Consider the following 20,820-nt stretch of genomic DNA (forward strand, 5'->3'; position numbering starts at 1 on the left):
GGACCGACCGCATCAGTTCAACGGTGGGTTACCTCCGGCGATTGCCGAGTAAAAACTTAATCCGGTGTCCAGGATTAGTTGACCACTACATATCCTAGCTATGATCAAGCTGAGAAGAGCTAAAGCCATGGAACCTCTACCGACGGTCTTCTCCGACCGCCTCACAGTGTGAAGGTGGGGTAGCTGGAGCGCCTTCAAAACGGGGTATGGACTTAGGCTTTGAAGGCATCCAGTGAGAGGAGGGTGATTCAGCGCATCATGCCCAGCTCGGCATCATCCATCAGGGCTTTGGCCAATGCGCAGAGGTAATGAGAAGCCCAGATCAGCTGGGGCTTGTCTTCCATTAACCCATCCAGGGTCATATCTCGTGCATAGCCCATCAGCTCCGAGGCCTGTTCGCGGGCGCTCTGGCAGGGGATGCCTGCTTCGATGCGGAACAGCGGATGGGTCTGGTTTTCACCTTGGTAGAAGGTGGTTTTGCCGACGGTGAATTTGGTTTCTTCTGTGGACATTGTTCTATCTCCCCGAAATCTCTAGTGCCTGGTCTAGCCTCATCGCCGGCAAGCCAGCTCCCACAGGTACTGCATAGGCCGCGAGATCTGTGGCGTAGCTCAGATCCATGCAGGAGCCCGGCTTGCTCGCGATAGGGGCAGCCCAGGCGAAACATTAATGAAGCCTTAGTGCAAAGTCCTAGGCTCAGTGGGCATCTGTACTTGGACCAGCGCAGATTCAAGCAAAGCTCGCAGCGTCTCCAGCTCATGCATCGAGGCCATCATCAGAATCGACGCAGGCGATTTGGGCTGCAGCAGCATTGCCTGATGCACGACGGTCGCAGCACAGAGCGCATAATCCGTGGCCTGGATCAGGGTATCTTCGAGGGATTGGAGAGTATGGGGTGGATCAGGAACTATTTTTAGCATCGTACTGTGTTCTCGGTGGGGCCACCGCCAGCCCGCTGTCAAACGGAAAGGTGGCAGCTGTGCATGGGTTGACAGACCGGCGAACACAGAAACCGGCGCACGCGAGCGTGCCCCATGCACAACCGCCATAAACGGGTATGCCCTGTGTATCGTCGCGGCCTGTCAAAGCCGGTCGTTGATATGCAACGACGGACCGAGACTAGAACGCAGAAAAAACGCCCGCAACGAAAAACACGGTTGGGGAGTATCTTTGGGAAATGGCCTACAAGGAAGGGGTTAATTCTGACTTTTTTTGCTCATTCACCTTCAAAGCATGCAACGCCGGCTGCTCTGTTAACGGGTTGTGGCTCTCAAAAAGCTTTCCACTCACGAATCCCTGTATCCAGTTATGTCGCGGTGCCAACAAACGGTTCAGCATGGACTTTCACCACTCAAGCCTTGAAACTGACCCGTTCGCATCTGCACCAAGGCAGGTCACGGGCCAGCCTCTGACAACGGACGCCAAGTAACAGCCCATGGAATGCACCGAAGATGACTATCGAAGCTTTTGCCCCTTTCCAGCGCTTTGCCGCTGACCTGCTGAAGTATTTACCGGCTGACCAGCCAGATGGCTCCCACGACCTGTCCCACATCCATCGCGTATGGGTCAACGCGCAACGTATACAGCGCGTAGAAGGCGGCGACCTGGAAGTGCTGCTTGCAGCGACTGTGCTGCATGATTGTGTCTCAGTAGAAAAGAACTCGCCCTTGCGCGGGCAGGCGTCAACGCTGTCCGCACAAAGGGCGGCGTCAATCCTGGCTGATATGGGCTGGCCCTTGCAGCGCATCGAGCAGGTGGCGCATGCAGTCAAAACCCACAGCTACTCGGCTGGCTTCGAACCACTCACCCTTGAGGCCAGGATTCTTCAGGACAGCGATCGCCTGGACGCCATAGGTGCAGTGGGTATCGCCCGGTGTTTTTACGTTTCCGGGCGAATGGGGTCGGCGCTGTACGATTTCGAGAACCCCGCTGCGCGAGGCCGGGAGTATCAGGACAAGGCGTATACGGTCGAGCACTTTCATACCAAGCTGCTCAAGCTTGCGTCAGGCTTTAAAACTGCTGAAGGGGCTCGGCTGGCTGCTGAGCGTCATGCGCGGCTTGAAGTGTTTCTTGCGGATTTCATGGATGAGATTGGAGCCAGCGGTGCCGGCTGAAGCGCGTGAGCCCCAAACTCTTTAACAGTTCAAGAATGCGATTGGTCTGTGGCTGTTTTTCCGCCGATTTTTCCTCACTGTTCAGCGGCCGGATGGATTACCAGTGACCGCATCAGGTAATACAGGCTTAGAAGCCCCCGCAAGCCGATTCGATTGGATATTGAAAAGGGGAGATTTCTGGAACCGTTGACGATATGGTTGATTCTTTTCAAGGACGGATCATGGCCACTTACAGCGCGAACCACTCACAGAAGCACCTCGCTGTACTGATTGATGCCGACAATGCCCCGGCCGCCATCGTTGAGGGACTGTTCGAGGAAATTGCCAAGTACGGTGTGGCAAGCGTGAAACGTATCTATGGCGACTGGACCGGCCCCCAACTGGGTGGCTGGAAAAAGGTTCTTCTCGATTACTCCATTCAACCCATACAGCAATTCGCCTACACAAAAGGGAAGAACGCAACCGACAGCTCGTTGATCATCGATGCGATGGACCTGCTCTACACCCGACGCTTTGATGGTTTTTGCCTGGTTTCGAGCGACAGCGACTTCACTCGGCTAGCTTCGCGCATGCGTGAGGAAGGTCTGACCGTTTATGGGTTTGGGGAGGAAAAAACACCGAAACCATTCGTGGCTGCCTGTGACAAGTTTATCTACACCGAGCTTTTGCGGGAGGAGGTCTTGCCTTCTGCCAGCGAGGAAGTGGCAGTGGAGGTTGATGCTACTGCGGGGACGGGTAAGCCGAACACAGAAGTAGTCGCTCGTAAAAAGCCCAAAGCTCCAGTTAGCTTTATCAGCAAGATTCTGGACGATCTCGCTGACGAGGAGGGCTGGGCGAACCTGGGGGCGTTGGGCGCCAACATGACCAAGCTTCGACCTGAGTTCGATTCGCGCACGCATGGTTTCAAGAAGCTGAGCGATTTGATCAAGGGCCATCCACATGTATTCGAGTTGCAGGCACGGCCGGTTTCCGGGGGCACGGCTGCGCTTTACGTTCGCCACAAAACCTCCCGTTAGGTTCGGGCTGATGTGCAAGAAGAAATGCCGTACAGCCCTGATCGTGCTCGGCTCAGAGTGACGGCGCTACATACACAACCCGGTTTCGTCCATTCTGCTTGGCGTCATAAAGCCCCTTGTCAGCACGTTCCAGTGCGTCATCCAGCGTTTCACCCTTGGCAAACAGGGTGCACCCTACGCTCACGCTCACCTTCAGTTGGCCACAAGGCAACTGCATCGGGCTGGCACCCACCTGTTCGCGAATCCGCTCAGCAATCCGCGTCAGCTCTTCGCTATCCTTAACCTGCAAAATAGCGACAAACTCCTCACCCCCATGGCGCACCAGCAGGTCATCAGGGCGGAGTGCTGCGCGCAGGCGCCGGGCAGATTCGCAGAGCACCTTGTCGCCGCCGCCATGGCCGTACTTGTCGTTGATGGACTTGAAGTGATCCAGGTCGGCATAAACCGCACCCAGTTGTAAGCCGTTCACCTCTGCCAATCGCCGTTCATGGTCTTCAAACGCCGTCAGCGCGCCGCGGTTCCACAGTTGCGTCAAAGGGTCGAGCAGGGCCTTGCGCTGCTCGCGATCCATTTCAAGCCGCAGATCGCGGTTCACCTGTGCCAAGGTGCGCAGCTGCAGATATCCCTCGGCGAGCGTGGCCAGGTCCCTGAAGTTCGCTTGCTGAGCCTCGCTGAGCACGCGGGGACGCGGGTCGAACATGCACAGCGTACCGATGGCTTTACCGTTCCCGGCGCGCAGGGGGTGGCCGGCGTAGAAGCGGATATAGGGCGCGTTCAGCACGAGCGGGTTATCGACGAATCGCCCGTCGCACGTGGCGTCGGGCACCATCAGGGTATCCTCGCCGAGAATGGCGTAGCCGCAGAAGGAAATACTGCGCGTCGTCTCGCTTGCCTCAAGCCCTATGCGGGCCTTGAACCACTGTCGGTCCTGGTCGATGAGGCTGATAAGCACAGTGTCCACATGAGCCAGGTCCTGGGTGAGCCGCACCAGGGTATCGAGGTAAAGCTCGGCTGGCGTATCGACCAGGTTCATGTCATCGAGCGTGCGCTGGCGAAGCGCTTCGTCAGCGGGAAGAGGGCAAGCGGGCATTCTTGATACTCCGGTCCTTGGTTAGTTGCTTCTGCACCTGGCGGGTGCATGTACTCTATCTTTCAAAACAAGCACAGCATAGGTGATGGCGAGAAGCCACGGGTTACAGGATTGGCCGGGCATTTCTTGCCGAGTGTGTGATTTCTTCCGCTCAAGCTTCGTCAAGAATGCTACCCCTTAGCCGTCGTCTTGGGGACTGATACAGGGCCTTCCATGCAAACGCTGTTGAACGAGATTCTCGAAGAAGTACGTCCCTTGATCGGCAAGGGCAAAGTGGCTGACTACATTCCTGCGTTGGCCGATGTGCCGGCGAACCAGTTGGGCATCGCGGTCTATGGCAACGATGGCAGTTATTACTGCGCAGGCGACGCGCTGGTGCCGTTCTCGGTGCAGAGTATTTCCAAGGTGTTCAGCCTGGTTCAGGCGATTGGGCACTCGGGTGAAGCCATTTGGCAGCGGCTTGGTCATGAACCCTCCGGTCAGCCGTTCAACTCGCTGGTGCAGCTGGAGTTCGAGCGTGGTCGGCCGCGCAACCCCTTTATTAATGCGGGTGCGTTGGTGATCTGCGATATCAACCAGTCGCGCTTTGCGGCGCCCACGTTGTCGATGCGCGATTTCGTTCGGCGGCTATCGGGCAATCCGCACATTTCCATTGATGCCCGCGTTGCCGATTCGGAGTATCAATTCCGCGCGCGAAATGCGGCCATGGCTTACCTGATGCAGTCGTTCGGCAACTTCCATAACGAGGTGGAGGCTGTGCTGCGTAGCTATTTCAGTTACTGCGCGCTGCAGATGAACTGCCTTGATTTGGCTCGGGCGTTCTGTTTCCTGGCCAACGATGGGTTCTGCAAGCACAGCGGTGAGCAGATTCTGACCCGGCGCCAGACCCAGCAGGTGAACTCGATCATGGCCACCAGCGGGTTGTATGACGAAGCAGGGAATTTCGCCTATCGGGTGGGGTTGCCGGGCAAGAGTGGCGTGGGGGGCGGGATTGTGGCGATCGTGCCGGGGCAATTCACGGTGTGCGTGTGGTCGCCGGAGTTGAATGCTGCGGGTAACTCCCTGGCTGGGATGGCGGCGCTTGAGTTGCTCAGTTCACGGATTGGGTGGTCGGTGTTCTGATCGGCGGGCTCGCTTGTTGTGCGAAGTGGCGGTGTGACACCTGCGAAGAGTCCAACGCGGTGTATGGCACCGGCTGTGCCGGTGTTCGCGGGTGAACCCGCTCCCACAGGGGCGCTTTCTTGAGTGAGCGACCTCAGGTACCGCCACTGGCTATCTCCCGAGCAACCCAACCCTTGAACGCCTCCGCCACCGGCGATGGGTGCATCGCACCTGATTGGGCCAGCACCACTTTTTGCGGTGATACCTCTTCCAGCAATGGCCGGCACAACAGCGGTGTACCGTCATAGCAGTGGTCCCCGGCGGGCCGGGTGCATGACAGGGCAACCCCGTAGCCATGCGCGACGAGCCCCCGTTGCATCTCGAAGGTCTGGGTAAATTGCTGAGTGCGCGGTTGCAGGTTATGCGCCCAAAACAGCGAAAGAAAATACTCACGCGTTTGTGCGATGTCCTCAAGAATCAAACACTCCTGCGCCAGCTCATGCAGCGGTATCGCTGCCAGCTGGGCCAGGCGATGGTCGGTGGCGATGAGTGCGTAGGGCTTCAACTCAGCCAGTACCTGGCGCGGCAGCGAGGGATCGAGGCCTATGTCATACGTCAGCGCGAGCTCGGCCTTGCCGGCGCTCAGGTGGCGGTGTACGTCTGCCAGGTCAGTCTCGAACAGCGTGACCTCCACATCGGGATACTGCTTGCGAAAGCTCGATAGCAGCCGCGGCGCGTAATAGGGGCCCAAGTCCTGAAAGCAGATAAGCGACAGGTTGCCGCGCAGCGAGCCTCGCGTGGCATCCGCGTTTTGATTCATGGCAATGGCCATGCCGATGATATCGCGTGCCTGGGCCAGTAAACGCGTACCTGCTGACGTCAGCTCCAGCCCGCGGCTGACCTGGCGCCGGAACAGCCGCTCGTTCAGCGCCTCTTCAAGCTGGGCAATCGCAACCGAAACCGATGGCTGCGAAACGTGCCGGGCTCTCGCCGCAGCGCTGATGCTGCCGTGTTCGGCCACGGCGACGAAGTACTCGAGCTGTCTGAACGAGAACCCTATCATCTTTTCCTATACTCGGGATTAGGAAATATATTCTTTTCCTATCGTAGCTGAAAAGCAATACTCGCGGTGCACCTTGCTTGTTCCGCTTGATACTTGGCAGTGGTGCTGTTGCCCAATAAAAAGACCAAAGGGTGCTTATGAAACAGACCGCCGAATTTCAACTAAGTGAAGAAACCATCGAGGCTTTCCAGCGCGATGGTGCCGTCTGCGTACGTAATTTGTTCACGCCGGAAGAAGTTGCACTGCTCGAAACCGGCATCGAACAGAACCTGAAGGCCCCAAGCGAGCGCGCTAAAGTGGCGAGCCGCCCTGATGACCCGGGTTGGTTCTTTGAAGACTTCTGTAATTGGAGTGATATTCCGGCCTATCGCCAGTTCATCTTTGAAAGCCGGGTGGGTAGCGTTGCAGCGCAACTCATGAACAGCGAGACAGCCCGGCTTTATCACGATCACCTGCTGGTCAAGGAACCCAACACGCGCCAGCGAACGCCCTGGCATCAGGACCAGCCCTATTACAACATCGACGGGCGCCAGAACTGCAGCATGTGGATGCCCGTCGACCCGGTCTCGAGAGCGTCCACCCTTGAATTCGTGGGGGGCTCGCACCTTGGGCCATGGCTGATGCCACGCAGCTTCCTCGACAGCCAGGCGCAATGGTTCCCGGAAGGCAGCCTTGCGGACTTGCCGGATATCGAGGCCGATCGCAGCGCCTGGAACATCCTCGGCTGGGCGCTCTCCCCAGGCGACGCGGTGTTCTTCCACATGCTCACCTTGCACGCCTCTGGCGGTGTCGGGGGCAATCGCCGGCGTCGAGCTTTCTCGGTGCGTTTCCTGGGCGATGACATCACTCACGCACCGCGCCAGTGGAAAACCTCGCCACCGTTTCCTGGCCTGGAAACGCAACTGGCCAGCGGTGCCGAAATGAACCACGAACTGTTTCCGGTGCTGTGGCCAAGGGCTTGATGATTGGAATAATGCGTGCCTGATAAAACCGCACGGCATTAGCGTTGTGCGGACCTGATAATAAAACCAGGAAGGTATCTATGAGCGCTCAATCTTCACACCAGTTGAAGCGGGGTCTCTCTACCCGGCATATTCGTTTCATGGCGTTAGGTTCTGCTATCGGTACCGGGCTGTTTTATGGCTCGGCATCGGCAATCAAATTGGCAGGGCCTTCAGTTCTGCTGGCCTATCTGATCGGTGGCGCAGCCATTTACATGATGATGCGCGCCCTTGGCGAAATGGCGGTTCATAACCCGGTGTCAGGTTCGTTCGGCCACTATGCCAGCCAATACCTGGGGCGCTACTTTGGCTTTCTGACCGGTTGGAGCTACGCGTTCTCGATGTTGGTGGTGTGCCTGGCAGACGTGACGGCCTTTGGCGTTTACATGGGGCTGTGGTTCCCTGAAACGCCCGCGTGGATCTGGGTGCTGGGGATAGTGTTCTTTATCGGGGCGCTGAACCTGTGCAGCGTGAAAGTGTTCGGGGAGATGGAGTTCTGGCTGTCGTTGCTGAAGGTGACTGCGATCGTTGCCATGATTGTGGCAGGCGCGGCAGTGCTGCTACTGGGTATCCAGTTGAATGACGAGGCAGGCACGGTTGCCGGAATCTCGAACCTGTGGAGCCATGGTGGGTTCTTCCCTAATGGCGTCAGTGGGATGATCGCTTCCTTCACTGTCGTGATGTTCGCCTTTGGCGGGGTCGAAATGATCGGCATCACCGCAGGCGAGGCAAGGGACCCAAAGCGCGTGCTGCCCAAGGCTATCAACTCGGTGCCTTTCCGCATCCTGCTGTTCTACATTCTTACCCTGTTCGTACTCATGGCCATTTACCCTTGGACCAGCATTGGCAGCCACGGTAGCCCGTTCGTGCAGATCTTCAGTGGTCTTGGTATCAGTTCAGCGGCAACCGTGTTGAACATCGTGGTCATTTCAGCGGCTGTTTCAGCAATTAATAGCGACATCTTCAGCGCTGGGCGCATGATGTACGGCATGGCTCAGGACGGCCAGGCACCTGCCGGTTTCGCATCGTTGTCGCGTTTCGGTGTGCCGTGGATGACGGTTGCAGTGATGGGCGTTGCGCTGCTTCTGGGCGTGGTATTGAACTACCTGGTGCCAGAAGACTTGTTCCTGGTGCTCGCTGCGGTGGTCACGTTCTCCATTGTCTGGGTCTGGTTGATGATCCTGCTTTCTCAGGTGGCCATGCGGCGCGGCATGAGCAAGGAGGAGGCGGCTGCGCTGGATTATCGTGTGCCACTGTGGCCGGTAGGGCCGGCTTGCGCGATTGCTTTCATGGTGTTCATTTTTGGCGTGCTCGGTTGGTTCCCGGCCAGCCGCACAGCCATGTATGTCGGGGTTGGCTGGTTGGTGCTGCTATCCCTGGGTTACTGGTTGTGGGGTGTGCGTGCGCCACGACAAGTGTCGGCCAACGCTTGAGGCATTGAACCGTCAGCGTCCGGCAAGGGACTGCCGCGACGCGTCTCTGATGCATGGCCAGGCGTATACCTTCAAACCACTTCGGATCACGATCGAGTGGGGCGTTCAAGTGCCCGTGCGGGGATCGGGGTAGACATCACGATGGACGTTCGCGTCTCTCCATAGATGTTGATCTTTTCGATCAGCCGCTCCAAATCGCTCATGCTGGCGGCGACTACACGGAAGATGTAGGAATCTGCCCCTGTTATGTGATGGCACTCCAGCACTTCCGGTATCGACCCTAGCAGCTTGAGGAATTTTGCCTTGGCCGGTTGGGGTACTGTCATGGCTAATATGGCCCCGACCAGATAGCCCGCTTTTATCGGGTTGACCCGCGCCGCATAGCCCTCGATCACTCCCTCTTCCTCAAGGCGCTTGACTCGCTCGGTGACGGCTGGCACCGAAAGGTGGACGTGCCGTGCAAGCTCTGTATAGGTCATGCGACCGTTGCCCTGAAGGCGATCAAGGATTTTCCAGTCAATGTCATCCATGTGGCTTAATTCCTTAGGTAAAAGACGAATCTTCCTTAGAAAACCCATTCTGCCCCACCCAAGCCATGCCTACCATGCCTCCATGGTCGACGCGTACCGTATGGAGGGGCTCATGTTGTTCATCAAGGCGCTTGTCATTGGCTTTTCAATCGCTGCACCCGTCGGCCCGATTGGCCTGCTCTGCGTCCAACGGAGCCTGAAGCGTGGCTTTCGTTCAGGACTTGCGACAGGGTTGGGGGCTGCAACCGCCGACGCTCTCTATGGGGTGCTCGGGGCAGTCGGCATTACCGGGGTGGCCCTGTCTGCTCCGTCGCTGGCAATGCTTCTGAAGGTGGTTGGTGGTGCGTTCCTGATGTGGCTGGCCTGGGGTATTGCCCGCGACGTGCTGAAACCCAAGCATGCAGCAGTGGTGGCAGCCTCTACGGCAGTCACTCGCGACTTCCTGACAGCGTTCGGGTTAACCCTGTCCAACCCCATGACAATATTGGCCTTCATTGCCATTTTTGCGGCACTCGACCCGCTGTCCGGCGAGCCGCAGGCGGGTGAAGCAATGTGGTTTGGCACCTGCTCAATGCTGGCTGGAGTCTTCTTGGGATCTGCTGCGTGGTGGCTGTGCCTGAGTGGGCTGACGGCGGCTTTGCGCAAGAAGATGTCCGTCTCGTTCATGCGGGTCATCTCTGCAATGTCCGCAGTCGCTATCGGCACCTTTGGCTTTGCCCAGGTGGTCATCGGGTTGCGCCTGGTCTTGTAGCAGATGTCGAACAAATGCCTGCAAGCCACTCAGCCCGTGTCATCTCCCATATTTCGACGCGCATCTGCCCGCAGACAAAATCACCGTCCCGCACGCCCACCATGCGCATGCCTTCATTCTCTGAGACCCTGCGGGACGCATGGTTGGCAACCGCTTTGGGGACCTGCATGAGCGGACGCGACAATGTCTCGAACCAATACGCGTTGATGACCCGACATGCTTCACGCATATAGCCTTTTCCCCACCACTGGGGCGCAAGCCAGAAGCCTCTGTTGTTTCCAGGCTGTTCAAACAGGCTGATGCTGCCAATGGTGCACACGGCGTCGTTGCGCAGGCGGATCATCCTGTGCCATTCACGACACGCTGCCATGGCCGGCAGGGCGACATCACGCACATAGACCAGCGCGCCATCCTCTGGATACGGCCATGGGACACGACGATCCAGATAGCGCACTACCTCCCATTGGGGGAACAACTCCTGGATGACGGGGGCATCCTGCAACTGGAGTGGCGTGAGAACAAGACGATCGGTGAACAGCGTCGGAAGGCGATCCATGGCATTCGTTCCTGGGCATCCGTTTGGCTTTTAATGGTCTGTGATGGATTCGTTGGTGTCGAGCGTTCACTGCCCTTTGGACTGCGCTGTCGCTTGGAGAACTGAATTCGCAAGCGGTCCGCGTACCTGTGGGACTAACTGTCTTGTGCAAGCTTTAAAGGCTTGCGCAGTTTTTGTGGGAGCGGGCGAGCCCGCGAACACCGGCGGAGCCGGTGTCATACACCGCGTTGGCTGTTTCGCGGGCACGCCCGCTCCCACAAGGGAAAGTGACACGCTCTCGAACATTGTTCCCTGTGCGACAGCGCAGCCCAAAGGGCTGGGCAATCTCCCACAGTGTCCCTGCCAATCCAATGAGTCATGTGCAGCGCCATGACAACTGGCTTGCCTGCAATCGGCAGGCCATGCGGGTGTATGCAGGCTTGATGAAGGTGCGCCCGCCGTCGGCATTGGGTAGGGCGCAGGCGAATCAGCCGCGGCTGGCCTCCAGTGCCTGGGCCAGGTCGGCGATGATGTCGTCGCTGTGCTCGATGCCGATCGACAGACGCACCATGTCCCTTGGGACGCCGGCCTTCTCCAGTTCCTCGTCGTTGAGCTGGCGGTGGGTGGTGGAGGCGGGGTGGCAGGCCAGCGACTTGGCGTCGCCGATGTTCACCAGGCGCACCACCAGCTGCAGCGCATCGATGAAGCGCGCACCGGCCGCCTGGCCGCCCTTGATGCCGAACGACAGGATCGACGCCGGCTTGCCACCGGTGTAGCGCTGGGCCAGTTCATGCTCGGGGTGGTCGGGCAGCCCTGCGTACTTCACCCAGGCCACCTGCTCGTGGGCTTGCAGGTAGCGGGCGACCTTCAGCGCGTTCTCGGTGTGGCGCTCCATGCGCAGGGCCAGGGTTTCCAGGCCTTGCAGGATCAGGAAGGCGTTGAACGGCGACAGTGCGGCGCCGGTGTTGCGCAACGGCACCACGCGGCAGCGGCCGATGAAGGCGGCGGGGCCGAAGGCTTCGGTGTAGGTGACGCCGTGGTAGGACGGGTCGGGGGTGTTGAGCAGGGCGAAGCGTTCCTTGTTGTCGGCCCAGGGGAACGTGCCGGAGTCGATGACGATGCCGCCGATGCTGGTACCGTGGCCGCCGATGTACTTGGTCAGCGAGTGCACGACGATATCGGCGCCATGCTCGAACGGCCGGCACAGCACCGGGGTGGCCACGGTGTTGTCGACGATCAGCGGCACACCGTGGCGGTGGGCGGCCTCGGCCAGCGCGGCGATATCGACGATATTGCCGGCAGGGTTGCCGATGGACTCGCAGAACACCGCCTTGGTGCGCGAATCGATCAGCGCTTCGAGGGCGGCGATGTCGTCATGGGCGGCGAAGCGGGTGTGGATGCCCATGCGCGGCAGGGTGTGGGCCAGCAGGTTGTAGGTGCCGCCGTACAGCTTGGCCACCGAGACAATGTTGTCGCCGGCCTCGGCGACGGTCTGGATGGCGTAGGTGATGGCCGCCATGCCCGAGGCCACTGCCAGCGCACCAACCCCGCCCTCCAGGGCGGCCATGCGTTTTTCGAGCACATCGTTGGTGGGGTTCATGATGCGCGAGTAGATGTTGCCGGCCACCTTCAGGTCGAACAGGTCGGCGCCGTGCTGGGTGTCGTCGAAGGCGAAGGAGGTGGTCTGGTAGATCGGTACGGCCACCGCGCGGGTGGTCGGGTCGGGGCTGAAGCCCGCATGGATGGCAAGAGTTTCCAGCTTCATGCAATCGTTCCTTGAGCGTGGGTGGAAGCGACCAAGCATGCGGCGGTGGGTTGAAGCGGGTCAAGGGCGTCGTGATGGCACCCTTGAACCGTATTTATCCTGCCGTTTTACTGGGCCAGTATGTCGACATACTGACGGTAAAGCGCCTCTTTCTGCGCCGGCGAAAGGTTTTCCGCTGGTACGTACTCGCTGAATATGACCCCGGTATAGTCCGGGAAGCTGGCCTCTGTCAGGCGCTCCAGCGGCAAATTGAGCAGGGCCTCGTCTACGGCCTCGATAAACGTCTCAAGGCTGACAGGCTCGCCTTCACTGCTCAGTTCTACCCACAAGGCGCCCTCTTCAAAGACGGTGCTATCCCACGCGCCCCTGAACAGGTACTGCGCCAGCAGTTGTAGTGCGTGGTCATTCCACAGGCGGTAGGTTTTGTAGTTTTCCTCATACTCATCACACACACGACCGACGATGTCCTGGAATGTCAGCCCCAGCTTGCCGGTGTCGCATCGCAGGCGGAAGCTATCCTCTTCTTGCGCAAACCCGACTTCGTTCTTCACGGGGTAAGAGGTGCACAGCTTGAGCGCCACTGCATACGAACTACCGATCAGGCGATCATCATTTCGCCCCATGGCGGCAACGTTTCGCACGATGAGCTTGGTGAGGTAGTCGAGCAGTTCCTTGAAGACATAGTCCCGCTTTTTCCTGGCCCAGGCCTCATCGTAAACAGGCTGGCGACCGTCATACACCACGTTGCCTGGAATGCCAGGCTCAAGCAACCGCTCGAAGCGAACCAGCGGCAAGTCAAGGCCGTAGGCGTCCTCGAAATTGCGCAGCCCTTGTTTGATGCTCTCGATCAGTTGGTCGCGTTCGGCGATCTGATACTCGTCCAGGCCATGATCGGCGCCATATTTCATTCCATTGCCTCGGTTGTCGAAGGGGCCAGAGTTGGTCGTGCGGCAAAATACTATCACCGAGCCGACCGCGGCAGGATAGCCCTTCAGCGTTGGCAATGCTGCTATCGCAGCCCATACGTACGCTTGCCGAGGCCGGTATAAATTGGCAATCTGCGCCGCAATATCAAAAAGACATCACGCAGTGCTCCAGGCCCTGTGCATGGACGCTCGATAAAAGGGATTTCCCATGCCGCACGCTGTAAAAACGATTACCCAGGCGCTGGACGAAGCACGCGCCTTGATGGCCGATTGGGTCGTACCAGAAGGGGCCAGCGACGCTGATACATTGGGTGAGCTCGTCGGGGTGCTGGATAACCGTACCCTGAACAATGCAATGCGCACGCTGTCCGCGCCGTTCCACCAGGGCATCAACCGCAAGCTTCTGGCCCCGCGCTACAAAGTCGCCTTCGACCTGCTGCACAAATACGGGGTGATGGTTGACCCAAGCTCGCTCAGCGATGAAGTCATCGAGCGCCTCTATCCGCGGGTCAACTACCCGCGCTTCAGCTACGGGCAGACCTTGCGTGAATGGAGCGACGCGGTGCTGGGGGAGGGCGAGCAGGTGCAGTTCTTCCTGCCGCAGGCTCCGCGGCGCAATACGCACCTGGCTACCGTGCAGTTCCTCAGTGATGACATTCGCGAGCTGACCGATGCGTTGGTCAAAGCCGCCTGCCCGGCTGATGAGGCAGAGGTGGAAGCCGTTGTCGAAGACAGTGCCTATGAGCCGGAAGTGCGAACGGCAACACCTTCGGATTTCGCCGCCGAGGCACAGGACATTACATCGGGTGCGCGGCGTGGCATCAACACCCTTATTGCTTTGGCTGAGGAAGCCGAGGAGCGCTGGTCGCCCGCCATGCGTGAATGCATTGCTGCGGTCAGGAGGGATCACGAGCGGGATGATGAGGCCGACACGCTGGAGGTGATGGTCGAGTTGGTCGACCGCCTCGACAGGCTGGCACGCGAAGCCCGCAAGTTGCTGCAAGAGCGCGGCACAGCCGCAAGCTGACGGCTTTTCGCCCCGGAACGCCGAGTGGGGGTGGGAGCAGATCGAAGCCCGCGCCCTCACGTGTAGTGCTCTGTGGGGAAATCGCCCAGCCCTTTGAGCTGCGCTGTCGCGTAGAGAAGCGAGTTCGCAAGCGGTCCGCGTACCCCTGTGGGAGCGGCTTTAGCCGCGAAGCATCCAACGCGGTGCATGGCACCGGCTGCGCCGGTGTTCGCGGCTAAAGCCGCTCCCACAATGTCCCTGCTAATTCAATTAGTCATGGGCAGTTTCATGAAAGCAAGAGTATCTCGCGTTGCCAGATCAAGCGAGATTAGTTAAGTTATCAAAATTCGATAACTTTCCTAATCTCGGTATAAGTCATGGACCCGATCGCTAATCCCTATTCCCCGGGAGCAGGCGCGCCGCCGCCGGCATTGGCTGGTCGCGACGCATTGCTCAAGCAGGTAAGCATCGCAATCGCCCGCATTCGCCGGGGCCGAGCGGCGAAGAGCGTGCTGATGGTCGGCTTGCGCGGCGTGGGCAAGACTGTACTGCTCGAAAAAATGCGCATTGAAGCCGAGGCCGAGGGCGTTCATGCCATACGCATGGAGGCGCCGGAAAACCGTTCGCTACCTGCACTGTTGGCGCCTCAACTGCGCTTGGCGTTGCTTCGCCTGAGCCGGGTGGAAGCGGCTCGGGACCTGGCTCAACGGGGGTTGCGAGCCCTTGCCGGTTTTGCAAAGTCGTTGAAGGTTGCCTACGCGGACATAGAAGTGGGCCTGGACCTGGAGCCGGAACCTGGCTTGGCTGATAACGGTGACCTAGAAGGCGACCTGGCGACCTTGCTGGAGGAGGCCGGCAAGGCCGCACAGCGCGCCGACACGGCGCTGGTGATGTTCATCGACGAGTTGCAGTACGTTGCCGAAGACCAGTTGGCCGCATTGATTACAGCCTTGCATCGCTGTGCCCAGGGCCAGTTACCTGTCACGCTGGTGGGGGCTGGCCTGCCTCAATTGCGCGGGCGTTGTGGTAACGCGAAATCCTATGCGGAGCGACTGTTCGATTTTCCAGAGATCGGCCCGCTTGCTCCTGAGGCCGCAAGGTTTGCGGTAGTACGGCCTGCAGAAGATGAAGGCGTGGCATTCGAAGAGGCGGCGCTGGAAAGTGTGCTGGCGCATTCACAGGGCTATCCCTACTTCCTGCAGGAGTGGGGCAAGCACTCATGGGATGTAGCCACCCAGAGCCCCATTACCAGCGCTGATGTCGAAACCGCTTCAGAGCAGGCGATTGCCACACTGGATGAAAGCTTCTTCCGGGTGCGCTTTGACCGCCTGACGCTTGCGGAAAAGAAGTACCTGCGTGGCATGGCGGAGCTGGGGGCCGGTCCGCATCGCTCTGGAGATATTGCGGCGAGCCTGGAGCGGAAGGTTTCCACGCTCGCGCCGCTGCGCAGTGCATTGATCGATAAAGGGATGATCTATAGCCCGAACCACGGTGATACGGCGTTCACGGTGCCGCTCTTCGATGAGTTCATGCGACGCATCATGCCGGGCGATGATTGGCGGATGGCCTAGGCAACAGATCTAGCCTTGTGGTGACTGCTCTTGCAGCACCTCACATACCTGAACATTCAGCTTCACAAACTCATCCCAGCCATACCGGTTGGCATAGTGCAGCTCATATTGCCGATCCACCCGGCATATATCGGGCCTTTCGTTGTAGATCGTGCAGCGCTTGCTGGGCACGTCATGATGTCGACAGGTGCCGTCCCCCCGGTCGAGGAAGCGTGTTTCCTCGGCCAGGTGAACGTTGCGGCAGCACAGGCCGCACTGGTTACACGGAAACGGCTGCATCCTTACACCAGCGAGGCAAGCCAGTCGCGAGTGCTCGCACTATTGCCCATTTCAAACGGCAACTCGATGTTGCGTTTGACCACTTCTGCTTTCAGCACCATGCCGCGCTGCAGTTCATCGTTGCAGGCCATCAGTGTCAGGGAGAACGCTTCAAGTTCATCAGCATCCAGGTTGAACTCAAGCTTGCCGAGCTCGGTCAGGTAACGGTCCAGCTCCGCGTTGACCGACTCGAAGTGCTTGACCACGCCGGCGTGGGGCATGATCGACTCGATGAAGGCCCACAGCTTGTGGGCCACTGGGCTGTGCAGCAGGAAGTAGTTCAGGCCCAGGGTAACTACGCCGGTGACCAGTGCGCTGGCAAACGCCACCAGTTCACCGCCGAACGGGAAGCTGCACAGGGGCAGCAGTTGGGCATGCACCATGGTGCCCACGACAGTGGCGGCACCGAGGGACATCAAGCTGGTAACGGCCTTGCAGAGGTCGACGAAGCCTAGTTGTTCCGGGTTGAAGATCATCAGTTTGATGGCCTTGACCAACTGGCCCCAGACCTCGCGGATAATCTTCACCGCCATGACCTTGGTCGTGGCAAATACATTGAACAGCGTGGTGGTTGCGCTGGCCATGACACCAGCGAAAACGCCGTCCTTGAAGCCAATGAGAAAATCTGTGAAGCGTTTTTGCACACGCGTCCAGATGCCTTTCAAGGTGCTGTTGACGCTGTCGATGAAGGTTTCGAAGTCGAACTTGTGCTTGAGCTTTTCAAGCAGCGTTGGCACTTGCCCGCGCAATTCGAACCAGACTTCGGCCAGCACCAGGCCGAGCATCTGGCGGGCGCCCATTTTCAGGCCTGCATCCAGCGACGCGGACGCGCTCTGCTTCCAGAACTTGCTGCTTGTGTAATAGGCGCGGTTGATCTGTTCGTTGTAGGGCGCCCGGGCAGCCTCGTCCCGTTTGCGCATCTCATCGGGGTCGATGGCCTTCAACGTTTCGATCTTGTTTTCGTCTTTGCGAATCTGATCTTCCAGCACGCGTGCATTGTGCTGTTGCTCGGGGGTGTCACGCGGCAGGGAAGCCAGACGTGCTCGGTCCTTTGCCAGTTTGGTTTCGCTTCTGCCGATCAGCTCGGGCAAATCGCGGAGGTAGTCATTGATAGGCGTCTGGCCTTTCGACTTGTTGATGCTTTCGTGGGTTGTCTGCAGGTTGCTGCTTTGGTTCGCCAGCTCTACACCGTCTAACCCGGCCAGTACGCGGCCGGCATCGTCATGAATTTCCTTGGCACTGATAACGTGATCAAGGTTGCGTTTCTGTGCTGCAGTCAACGTGGTGTTGCGGTAAGGGTCGTGGAGTTCGCCAGCCAGGTGAGTGGCTTTGTCCCTGCGCCCTGTCTCGATGTAGTTTTCGTGCTGATGGTACGGATCCGGATTGTAGTCGCCGCGCTTTTCAAAGCGTTGCTTCTCCTGCTCCGTTGCCCAAACGCCATTGCGTGCATTGTGGATGGTGTCCACCTCGCCGCCGTGTTTGTCCTGGAACAAAAGAAAGTCCAGGCCAAAACTGGTGGCCAGGCTGGTGACTACGGTTTTCTCGAGCTCTTCAGCCCAGGGATAGTCTCGCGCTGCGGCGTGCATGTTCGGATCCATGAAAATCGAAAAGGGGGGAGGTGGGGAAGGCGAGCCTTCCCCCGGGAGGGCATCAGGCTGCTTCGACCTTTTCTGCTTCAGCGCTGGCGCTGACCATCACTTTGTCGAGTTCGCTCTCGTTCAGGACCATCGAACCGTCGTTGTCCAGTTCCATGGTCGGAACGCCATCTTTGTCCTTGACGACCTGACCGTTGACCTTCTTGAGCTTGAAGATTGGGGTGGTGATGACGTTCACCAGAATGGCCGCCAGGGCGTAGCCGTTTTCGATGGTGCGCACGATCGACTCGTTGTGCTTGGCCAGTTCCGCCTTGGCATCGACGTTGCGGCCTTTGAGGTCCTGCAGGAAGCTGTCGATGTCCTTCAGGCTGTCGAAGTACTGATTGAACTGGGCGTAGATGGACATCAGCGAACGACGGATCTTGCGTGTGTAGTGTTCTGTTTCACCGAGCATTTCGGTGGCGCGGGCAAGCTTGCCGACTGCCGCTGTAACTTCCTGGTCGGCTTTGCGGGCGTTTTTCAGCGCCTCCTCGCCGTGGCTGTTGTAAGCCCAGCCAGCAATTGCCAGGACCGGGGCGGCCACTGCCGCGCCCAAAATTGCGGTACCGCCTGCCATGCCCAGGCCACCAGTAGCCAGAGAGCCGCCACCGATTGCTGCCAGGGTCGCGTTGGTAGCGGCAACGCCAGCCAGCGACGAAATGGCGGTGCCGGTCGAAGCCGCACCCAAGGCCATTACGCCACCATAGACGGCGAAGCCAGCTGCCGCGCCCGCGGTACCCGCACCCGCTACGGTACCCAGCACGCCAACAGCAGTGAAGCTGTAGCTATCGACCTTTTGCAGGTTGTGCTTGGGAATGTTGACTTCCAGTTTGTGCTGGCGGCCGGCGTTCATCTGATCCAGCAGTTTGTCGGCCAGTACCTTGAATTCAGCAAAGCTTTGGCCGATCTCCAGTTCCTTTTTCCCCAAGGCTTCGAGAGCGGAAGTGGTTTTGGTTTCCTGCTCGTCAAACACTTCCTTCTTCGCCTCATAGCGCTCTTGGGCGCCTTTGACAATTTCGTCGGCTTCCGAATGACGTTGGTATCCGTCGTAGCCTTTCTTGGCTCCATAAGCTGCCGTAACCAGAGCGGCGGCACCGAGGATTAGAGGAAGCGGCATGGCAATGTCCTTTTGGTGAATATCGATATCTGTCTAGGTTTGCTTCCGCGCTCATTGAGCGGAGGTAGCGGAAAATCAGTACAACGTACTGCAGGGTTGAGGTCAGGCGGGGCACGCCTCCAGGTAGAACGCTTGCATCGCGCGCAAGCGCTGGCGGATCTCATCGACCCAGACCTGTGGGGCATGTAGGCGGATGTTGTCGTTGAGCGCGAATATCCACCACAGCGTTTCCCGGTCCAGTGGCACCTTGGCGCGTAATCGCTTCCAGTCCCCTGAAGGCAGGTCACTTAATTCCTGTTGGTGGCTGAGGGGCGTCTCGTGCAACAACGTCGCGATCTGTGGATGAACATCGGCGATCAGTTCTACATGGGCGTCTGAGTGGCGCAGGTTGAATACGCCGCTGGCGATGTAGTCGTCGACATCGAAGCTGCTGTGCAGCTCAGCCGGTTCGCCGAGCACTTCGATTTGCTGAATGCGATGCAATGCAAACTGGCGCAAGTCACTGTAGTCATCAACCGTCGCAATCAGGTAACTGATGGCATGGCGCGATACCAGCCCGGCCGGGTGCAGGCGGAATTGCTTGATGGCATCTTTGCTGCGGCTTCGATAGCTCACCTGCAGTTGTCGACGCTCCAGCAACGCGCTGGACACCTGCGCCCATACCTCTGGCAACACAGTCGCCGGGATCAAGGTTTTGCCGTTGGGCAGTGCACGAACGCGCCGGGCCCAATCGGCCAAACCGTTGGCGCCTACGCCATGCAGGTAGTTACGGGCGCGGCGGAACTGCGGGCCCAGTTGGTCCAGGACGGTTTGCGGCAACAAGGCGTGCAGATGGTTTTCGGACAGGTAAAGCGCCAATGCCGTAGGCGCATCCATGTCTTGCAGCTGCAAGGGTGCGTTACGGGTGAAGCTCCAGCGGAAAGGCATCTCGCTGTCGTCGCACACGAGGGAAAAGGGGATCGACAACCGATTCAGGTCGCGTTGAATGGAACGCAGCGTGACTGAAAACCCGCGATCACGAAGCTTCTCCAGCAACGTGGGGGTGGCAATGCGCTGTGGCTCTGTCGGGATAAGACGGAGCAAGGCAAACAGTCTGAGCAGCGTGTCCTTCGCTTGTGACATGAAAACGACCTTGTTCTGGATCACCGGCTGCCCGGCACGACATTTAGCTGTGCGGATCGTACCGGTGAATGCTGGCAATATGCTAGTGCTGATGGCGGTTTAATGGCGCATTTGTGCGTCAATTTTTATCGCCTTTGGTATTACGCGGGCTTTGCAGGCTCACTGCCGTTGCTCTTTTTCGCGTTTGAGCTCGCTGTACTCGCGATACCACTCGTATCCCTTCTTCACCACCACGGCAAAGCCGATGACTGCAAACAGGTCTTTCATCTTGTTTTCCTCTTGGCTTGGTGTGGGTAGCTTTTGCCAAGAGGGCGACAGCCTGTGTCGCAGGTCATGTTTGGAAGCGTGAAGGCGGACGTGATCGTGGACAAGGAGCCAGCATTCCGGCCTGGGAATTTCTGCAGCGTTGCTCGGCAGTCTTGTTGGCCGCTTTGCGAGCCTTCGCGGGCTTGCCCGCTCTCATAGAACTGCACATAACTCATTGAATTAGCAGGGAACCTGTGGGAGCGGCTTTAGCCGCGAACACCGGCGCAGCCGGTGCCATGCACCGCGTTGGATTCTTCGCGGCTAAAGCCGCTCCCACAGGGTACGCGGACCGCTTGCGAATTCAGTTTTCTAAGCGACAGCGCAGCCCAAAGGGCTGGGCCAGCTTGTGTCTTCACGCCCCATTAAAATCAAAAGGGTGAGCGCAGTGGATGGCAGACTGATAGCCAGCGGTGCCTAAAGC

General features: G+C 58.7%; 20 protein-coding genes. 8 read left to right on the plus strand and 12 right to left on the minus strand.

Features of this window, described 5'->3' with window-relative positions:
- Positions 1 to 248 precede the first annotated feature (248 nt).
- Together A4C63_RS24940 and A4C63_RS24945 are read right to left on the minus strand one after the other, a co-directional pair.
- Positions 249 to 512 carry a DUF3077 domain-containing protein gene (locus A4C63_RS24940; protein WP_003250694.1) on the minus strand — a complete coding sequence of 88 codons (264 nt, stop codon included), beginning with the start codon at positions 510 to 512 and terminating at the stop codon, positions 249 to 251.
- Positions 513 to 677: 165 nt separating this feature from the next.
- Positions 678 to 920: a hypothetical protein gene (locus A4C63_RS24945; protein WP_063915107.1), complete on the minus strand. Its 243-nt coding sequence runs from the start codon at positions 918 to 920 to the stop codon at positions 678 to 680.
- A 531-nt stretch (positions 921 to 1,451) separates the two neighbouring features.
- On the opposite strand from A4C63_RS24945, the gene A4C63_RS24950 reads away from it, so the two are divergent.
- Together A4C63_RS24950 and A4C63_RS24955 are read left to right on the plus strand one after the other, a co-directional pair.
- Positions 1,452 to 2,114 carry an HD domain-containing protein gene (locus A4C63_RS24950; RefSeq protein ID WP_063915108.1) on the plus strand — a complete coding sequence of 221 codons (663 nt, stop codon included), beginning with the start codon at positions 1,452 to 1,454 and terminating at the stop codon, positions 2,112 to 2,114.
- 221 nt (positions 2,115 to 2,335) lie between these two features.
- On the plus strand, positions 2,336 to 3,130 hold the full coding sequence (locus A4C63_RS24955) for an NYN domain-containing protein (RefSeq protein WP_063915109.1): 795 nt from the start codon (positions 2,336 to 2,338) through the stop codon (positions 3,128 to 3,130).
- A gap of 52 nt (positions 3,131 to 3,182) precedes the next feature.
- Here the strand turns inward: A4C63_RS24955 and A4C63_RS24960 are convergent, their stop codons facing one another.
- Entirely contained in the window at positions 3,183 to 4,220 is a 1,038-nt protein-coding gene (locus tag A4C63_RS24960; RefSeq protein WP_063915110.1) for a sensor domain-containing diguanylate cyclase, read from the minus strand.
- Between the two features lie 213 nt (positions 4,221 to 4,433).
- Between A4C63_RS24960 and glsB the strand changes: the two genes are divergently transcribed.
- A complete protein-coding gene (gene glsB / locus A4C63_RS24965) occupies positions 4,434 to 5,342 on the plus strand; it encodes a glutaminase B (RefSeq protein ID WP_063915111.1) in 909 nt (302 codons plus the stop codon).
- Between the two features lie 133 nt (positions 5,343 to 5,475).
- Here the strand turns inward: glsB and A4C63_RS24970 are convergent, their stop codons facing one another.
- Positions 5,476 to 6,384 carry a LysR family transcriptional regulator gene (locus A4C63_RS24970; protein WP_063915112.1) on the minus strand — a complete coding sequence of 303 codons (909 nt, stop codon included), beginning with the start codon at positions 6,382 to 6,384 and terminating at the stop codon, positions 5,476 to 5,478.
- A 137-nt stretch (positions 6,385 to 6,521) separates the two neighbouring features.
- Between A4C63_RS24970 and A4C63_RS24975 the strand changes: the two genes are divergently transcribed.
- Positions 6,522 to 7,346, plus strand: coding sequence for a phytanoyl-CoA dioxygenase family protein (locus A4C63_RS24975; RefSeq protein ID WP_063915113.1), 825 nt, complete (start codon positions 6,522 to 6,524; stop codon positions 7,344 to 7,346).
- A gap of 80 nt (positions 7,347 to 7,426) precedes the next feature.
- Positions 7,427 to 8,818 (plus strand): amino acid permease, encoded by a 1,392-nt coding sequence (locus A4C63_RS24980; protein ID WP_063915114.1) that lies wholly within the window; start codon positions 7,427 to 7,429, stop codon positions 8,816 to 8,818.
- A gap of 86 nt (positions 8,819 to 8,904) precedes the next feature.
- On the opposite strand, the gene A4C63_RS24985 is transcribed toward A4C63_RS24980, so the two are convergent.
- The gene (locus A4C63_RS24985; protein WP_063915115.1) at positions 8,905 to 9,348 is read right to left on the minus strand and encodes an Lrp/AsnC family transcriptional regulator; all 444 of its coding nucleotides are present in this window, start codon (positions 9,346 to 9,348) and stop codon (positions 8,905 to 8,907) included.
- A 112-nt stretch (positions 9,349 to 9,460) separates the two neighbouring features.
- Between A4C63_RS24985 and A4C63_RS24990 the strand changes: the two genes are divergently transcribed.
- The gene (locus A4C63_RS24990; protein WP_063915116.1) at positions 9,461 to 10,099 is read left to right on the plus strand and encodes a LysE family translocator; all 639 of its coding nucleotides are present in this window, start codon (positions 9,461 to 9,463) and stop codon (positions 10,097 to 10,099) included.
- Here A4C63_RS24990 and A4C63_RS24995 read toward each other — a convergent pair.
- From A4C63_RS24995 to A4C63_RS25005, 3 genes are all read right to left on the minus strand, one after another.
- Positions 10,074 to 10,655, minus strand: a complete 582-nt coding sequence (locus A4C63_RS24995; protein ID WP_063915117.1) for a GNAT family N-acetyltransferase — start codon at positions 10,653 to 10,655, stop codon at positions 10,074 to 10,076. The genes A4C63_RS24990 and A4C63_RS24995 overlap by 26 nt on opposite strands.
- A 466-nt stretch (positions 10,656 to 11,121) precedes the next feature.
- Complete coding sequence (locus A4C63_RS25000) at positions 11,122 to 12,399, minus strand: bifunctional O-acetylhomoserine aminocarboxypropyltransferase/cysteine synthase (protein ID WP_063915118.1); 1,278 nt, start codon at positions 12,397 to 12,399, stop codon at positions 11,122 to 11,124.
- A 107-nt stretch (positions 12,400 to 12,506) separates the two neighbouring features.
- Entirely contained in the window at positions 12,507 to 13,307 is an 801-nt protein-coding gene (locus A4C63_RS25005) for a hypothetical protein (RefSeq protein ID WP_063915119.1), read from the minus strand.
- A 226-nt stretch (positions 13,308 to 13,533) separates the two neighbouring features.
- Between A4C63_RS25005 and A4C63_RS25010 the strand changes: the two genes are divergently transcribed.
- Positions 13,534 to 14,352 carry a hypothetical protein gene (locus A4C63_RS25010; protein WP_256202979.1) on the plus strand — a complete coding sequence of 273 codons (819 nt, stop codon included), beginning with the start codon at positions 13,534 to 13,536 and terminating at the stop codon, positions 14,350 to 14,352.
- Positions 14,353 to 14,708: 356 nt separating this feature from the next.
- Positions 14,709 to 15,902, plus strand: coding sequence for an ATP-binding protein (locus tag A4C63_RS25015; RefSeq protein WP_063915120.1), 1,194 nt, complete (start codon positions 14,709 to 14,711; stop codon positions 15,900 to 15,902).
- A gap of 9 nt (positions 15,903 to 15,911) precedes the next feature.
- On the opposite strand, the gene A4C63_RS25020 is transcribed toward A4C63_RS25015, so the two are convergent.
- From A4C63_RS25020 to A4C63_RS25035, 4 genes are all read right to left on the minus strand, one after another.
- Positions 15,912 to 16,181, minus strand: coding sequence for a YkgJ family cysteine cluster protein (locus A4C63_RS25020; RefSeq protein WP_063915121.1), 270 nt, complete (start codon positions 16,179 to 16,181; stop codon positions 15,912 to 15,914).
- Positions 16,182 to 16,183: 2 nt separating this feature from the next.
- Positions 16,184 to 17,806 (minus strand): hypothetical protein, encoded by a 1,623-nt coding sequence (locus tag A4C63_RS25025; RefSeq protein WP_063915122.1) that lies wholly within the window; start codon positions 17,804 to 17,806, stop codon positions 16,184 to 16,186.
- A 64-nt stretch (positions 17,807 to 17,870) separates the two neighbouring features.
- Positions 17,871 to 18,971 (minus strand): hypothetical protein, encoded by a 1,101-nt coding sequence (locus A4C63_RS25030; RefSeq protein WP_063915123.1) that lies wholly within the window; start codon positions 18,969 to 18,971, stop codon positions 17,871 to 17,873.
- Between the two features lie 102 nt (positions 18,972 to 19,073).
- A complete protein-coding gene (locus A4C63_RS25035; protein WP_063915124.1) occupies positions 19,074 to 20,093 on the minus strand; it encodes a YafY family protein in 1,020 nt (339 codons plus the stop codon).
- Positions 20,094 to 20,820 lie beyond the last annotated feature (727 nt).

Origin of the sequence: Pseudomonas sp. p21 (assembly GCF_001642705.1) — a bacterium.
Taxonomy (GTDB): Bacteria; Pseudomonadota; Gammaproteobacteria; order Pseudomonadales; family Pseudomonadaceae; genus Aquipseudomonas.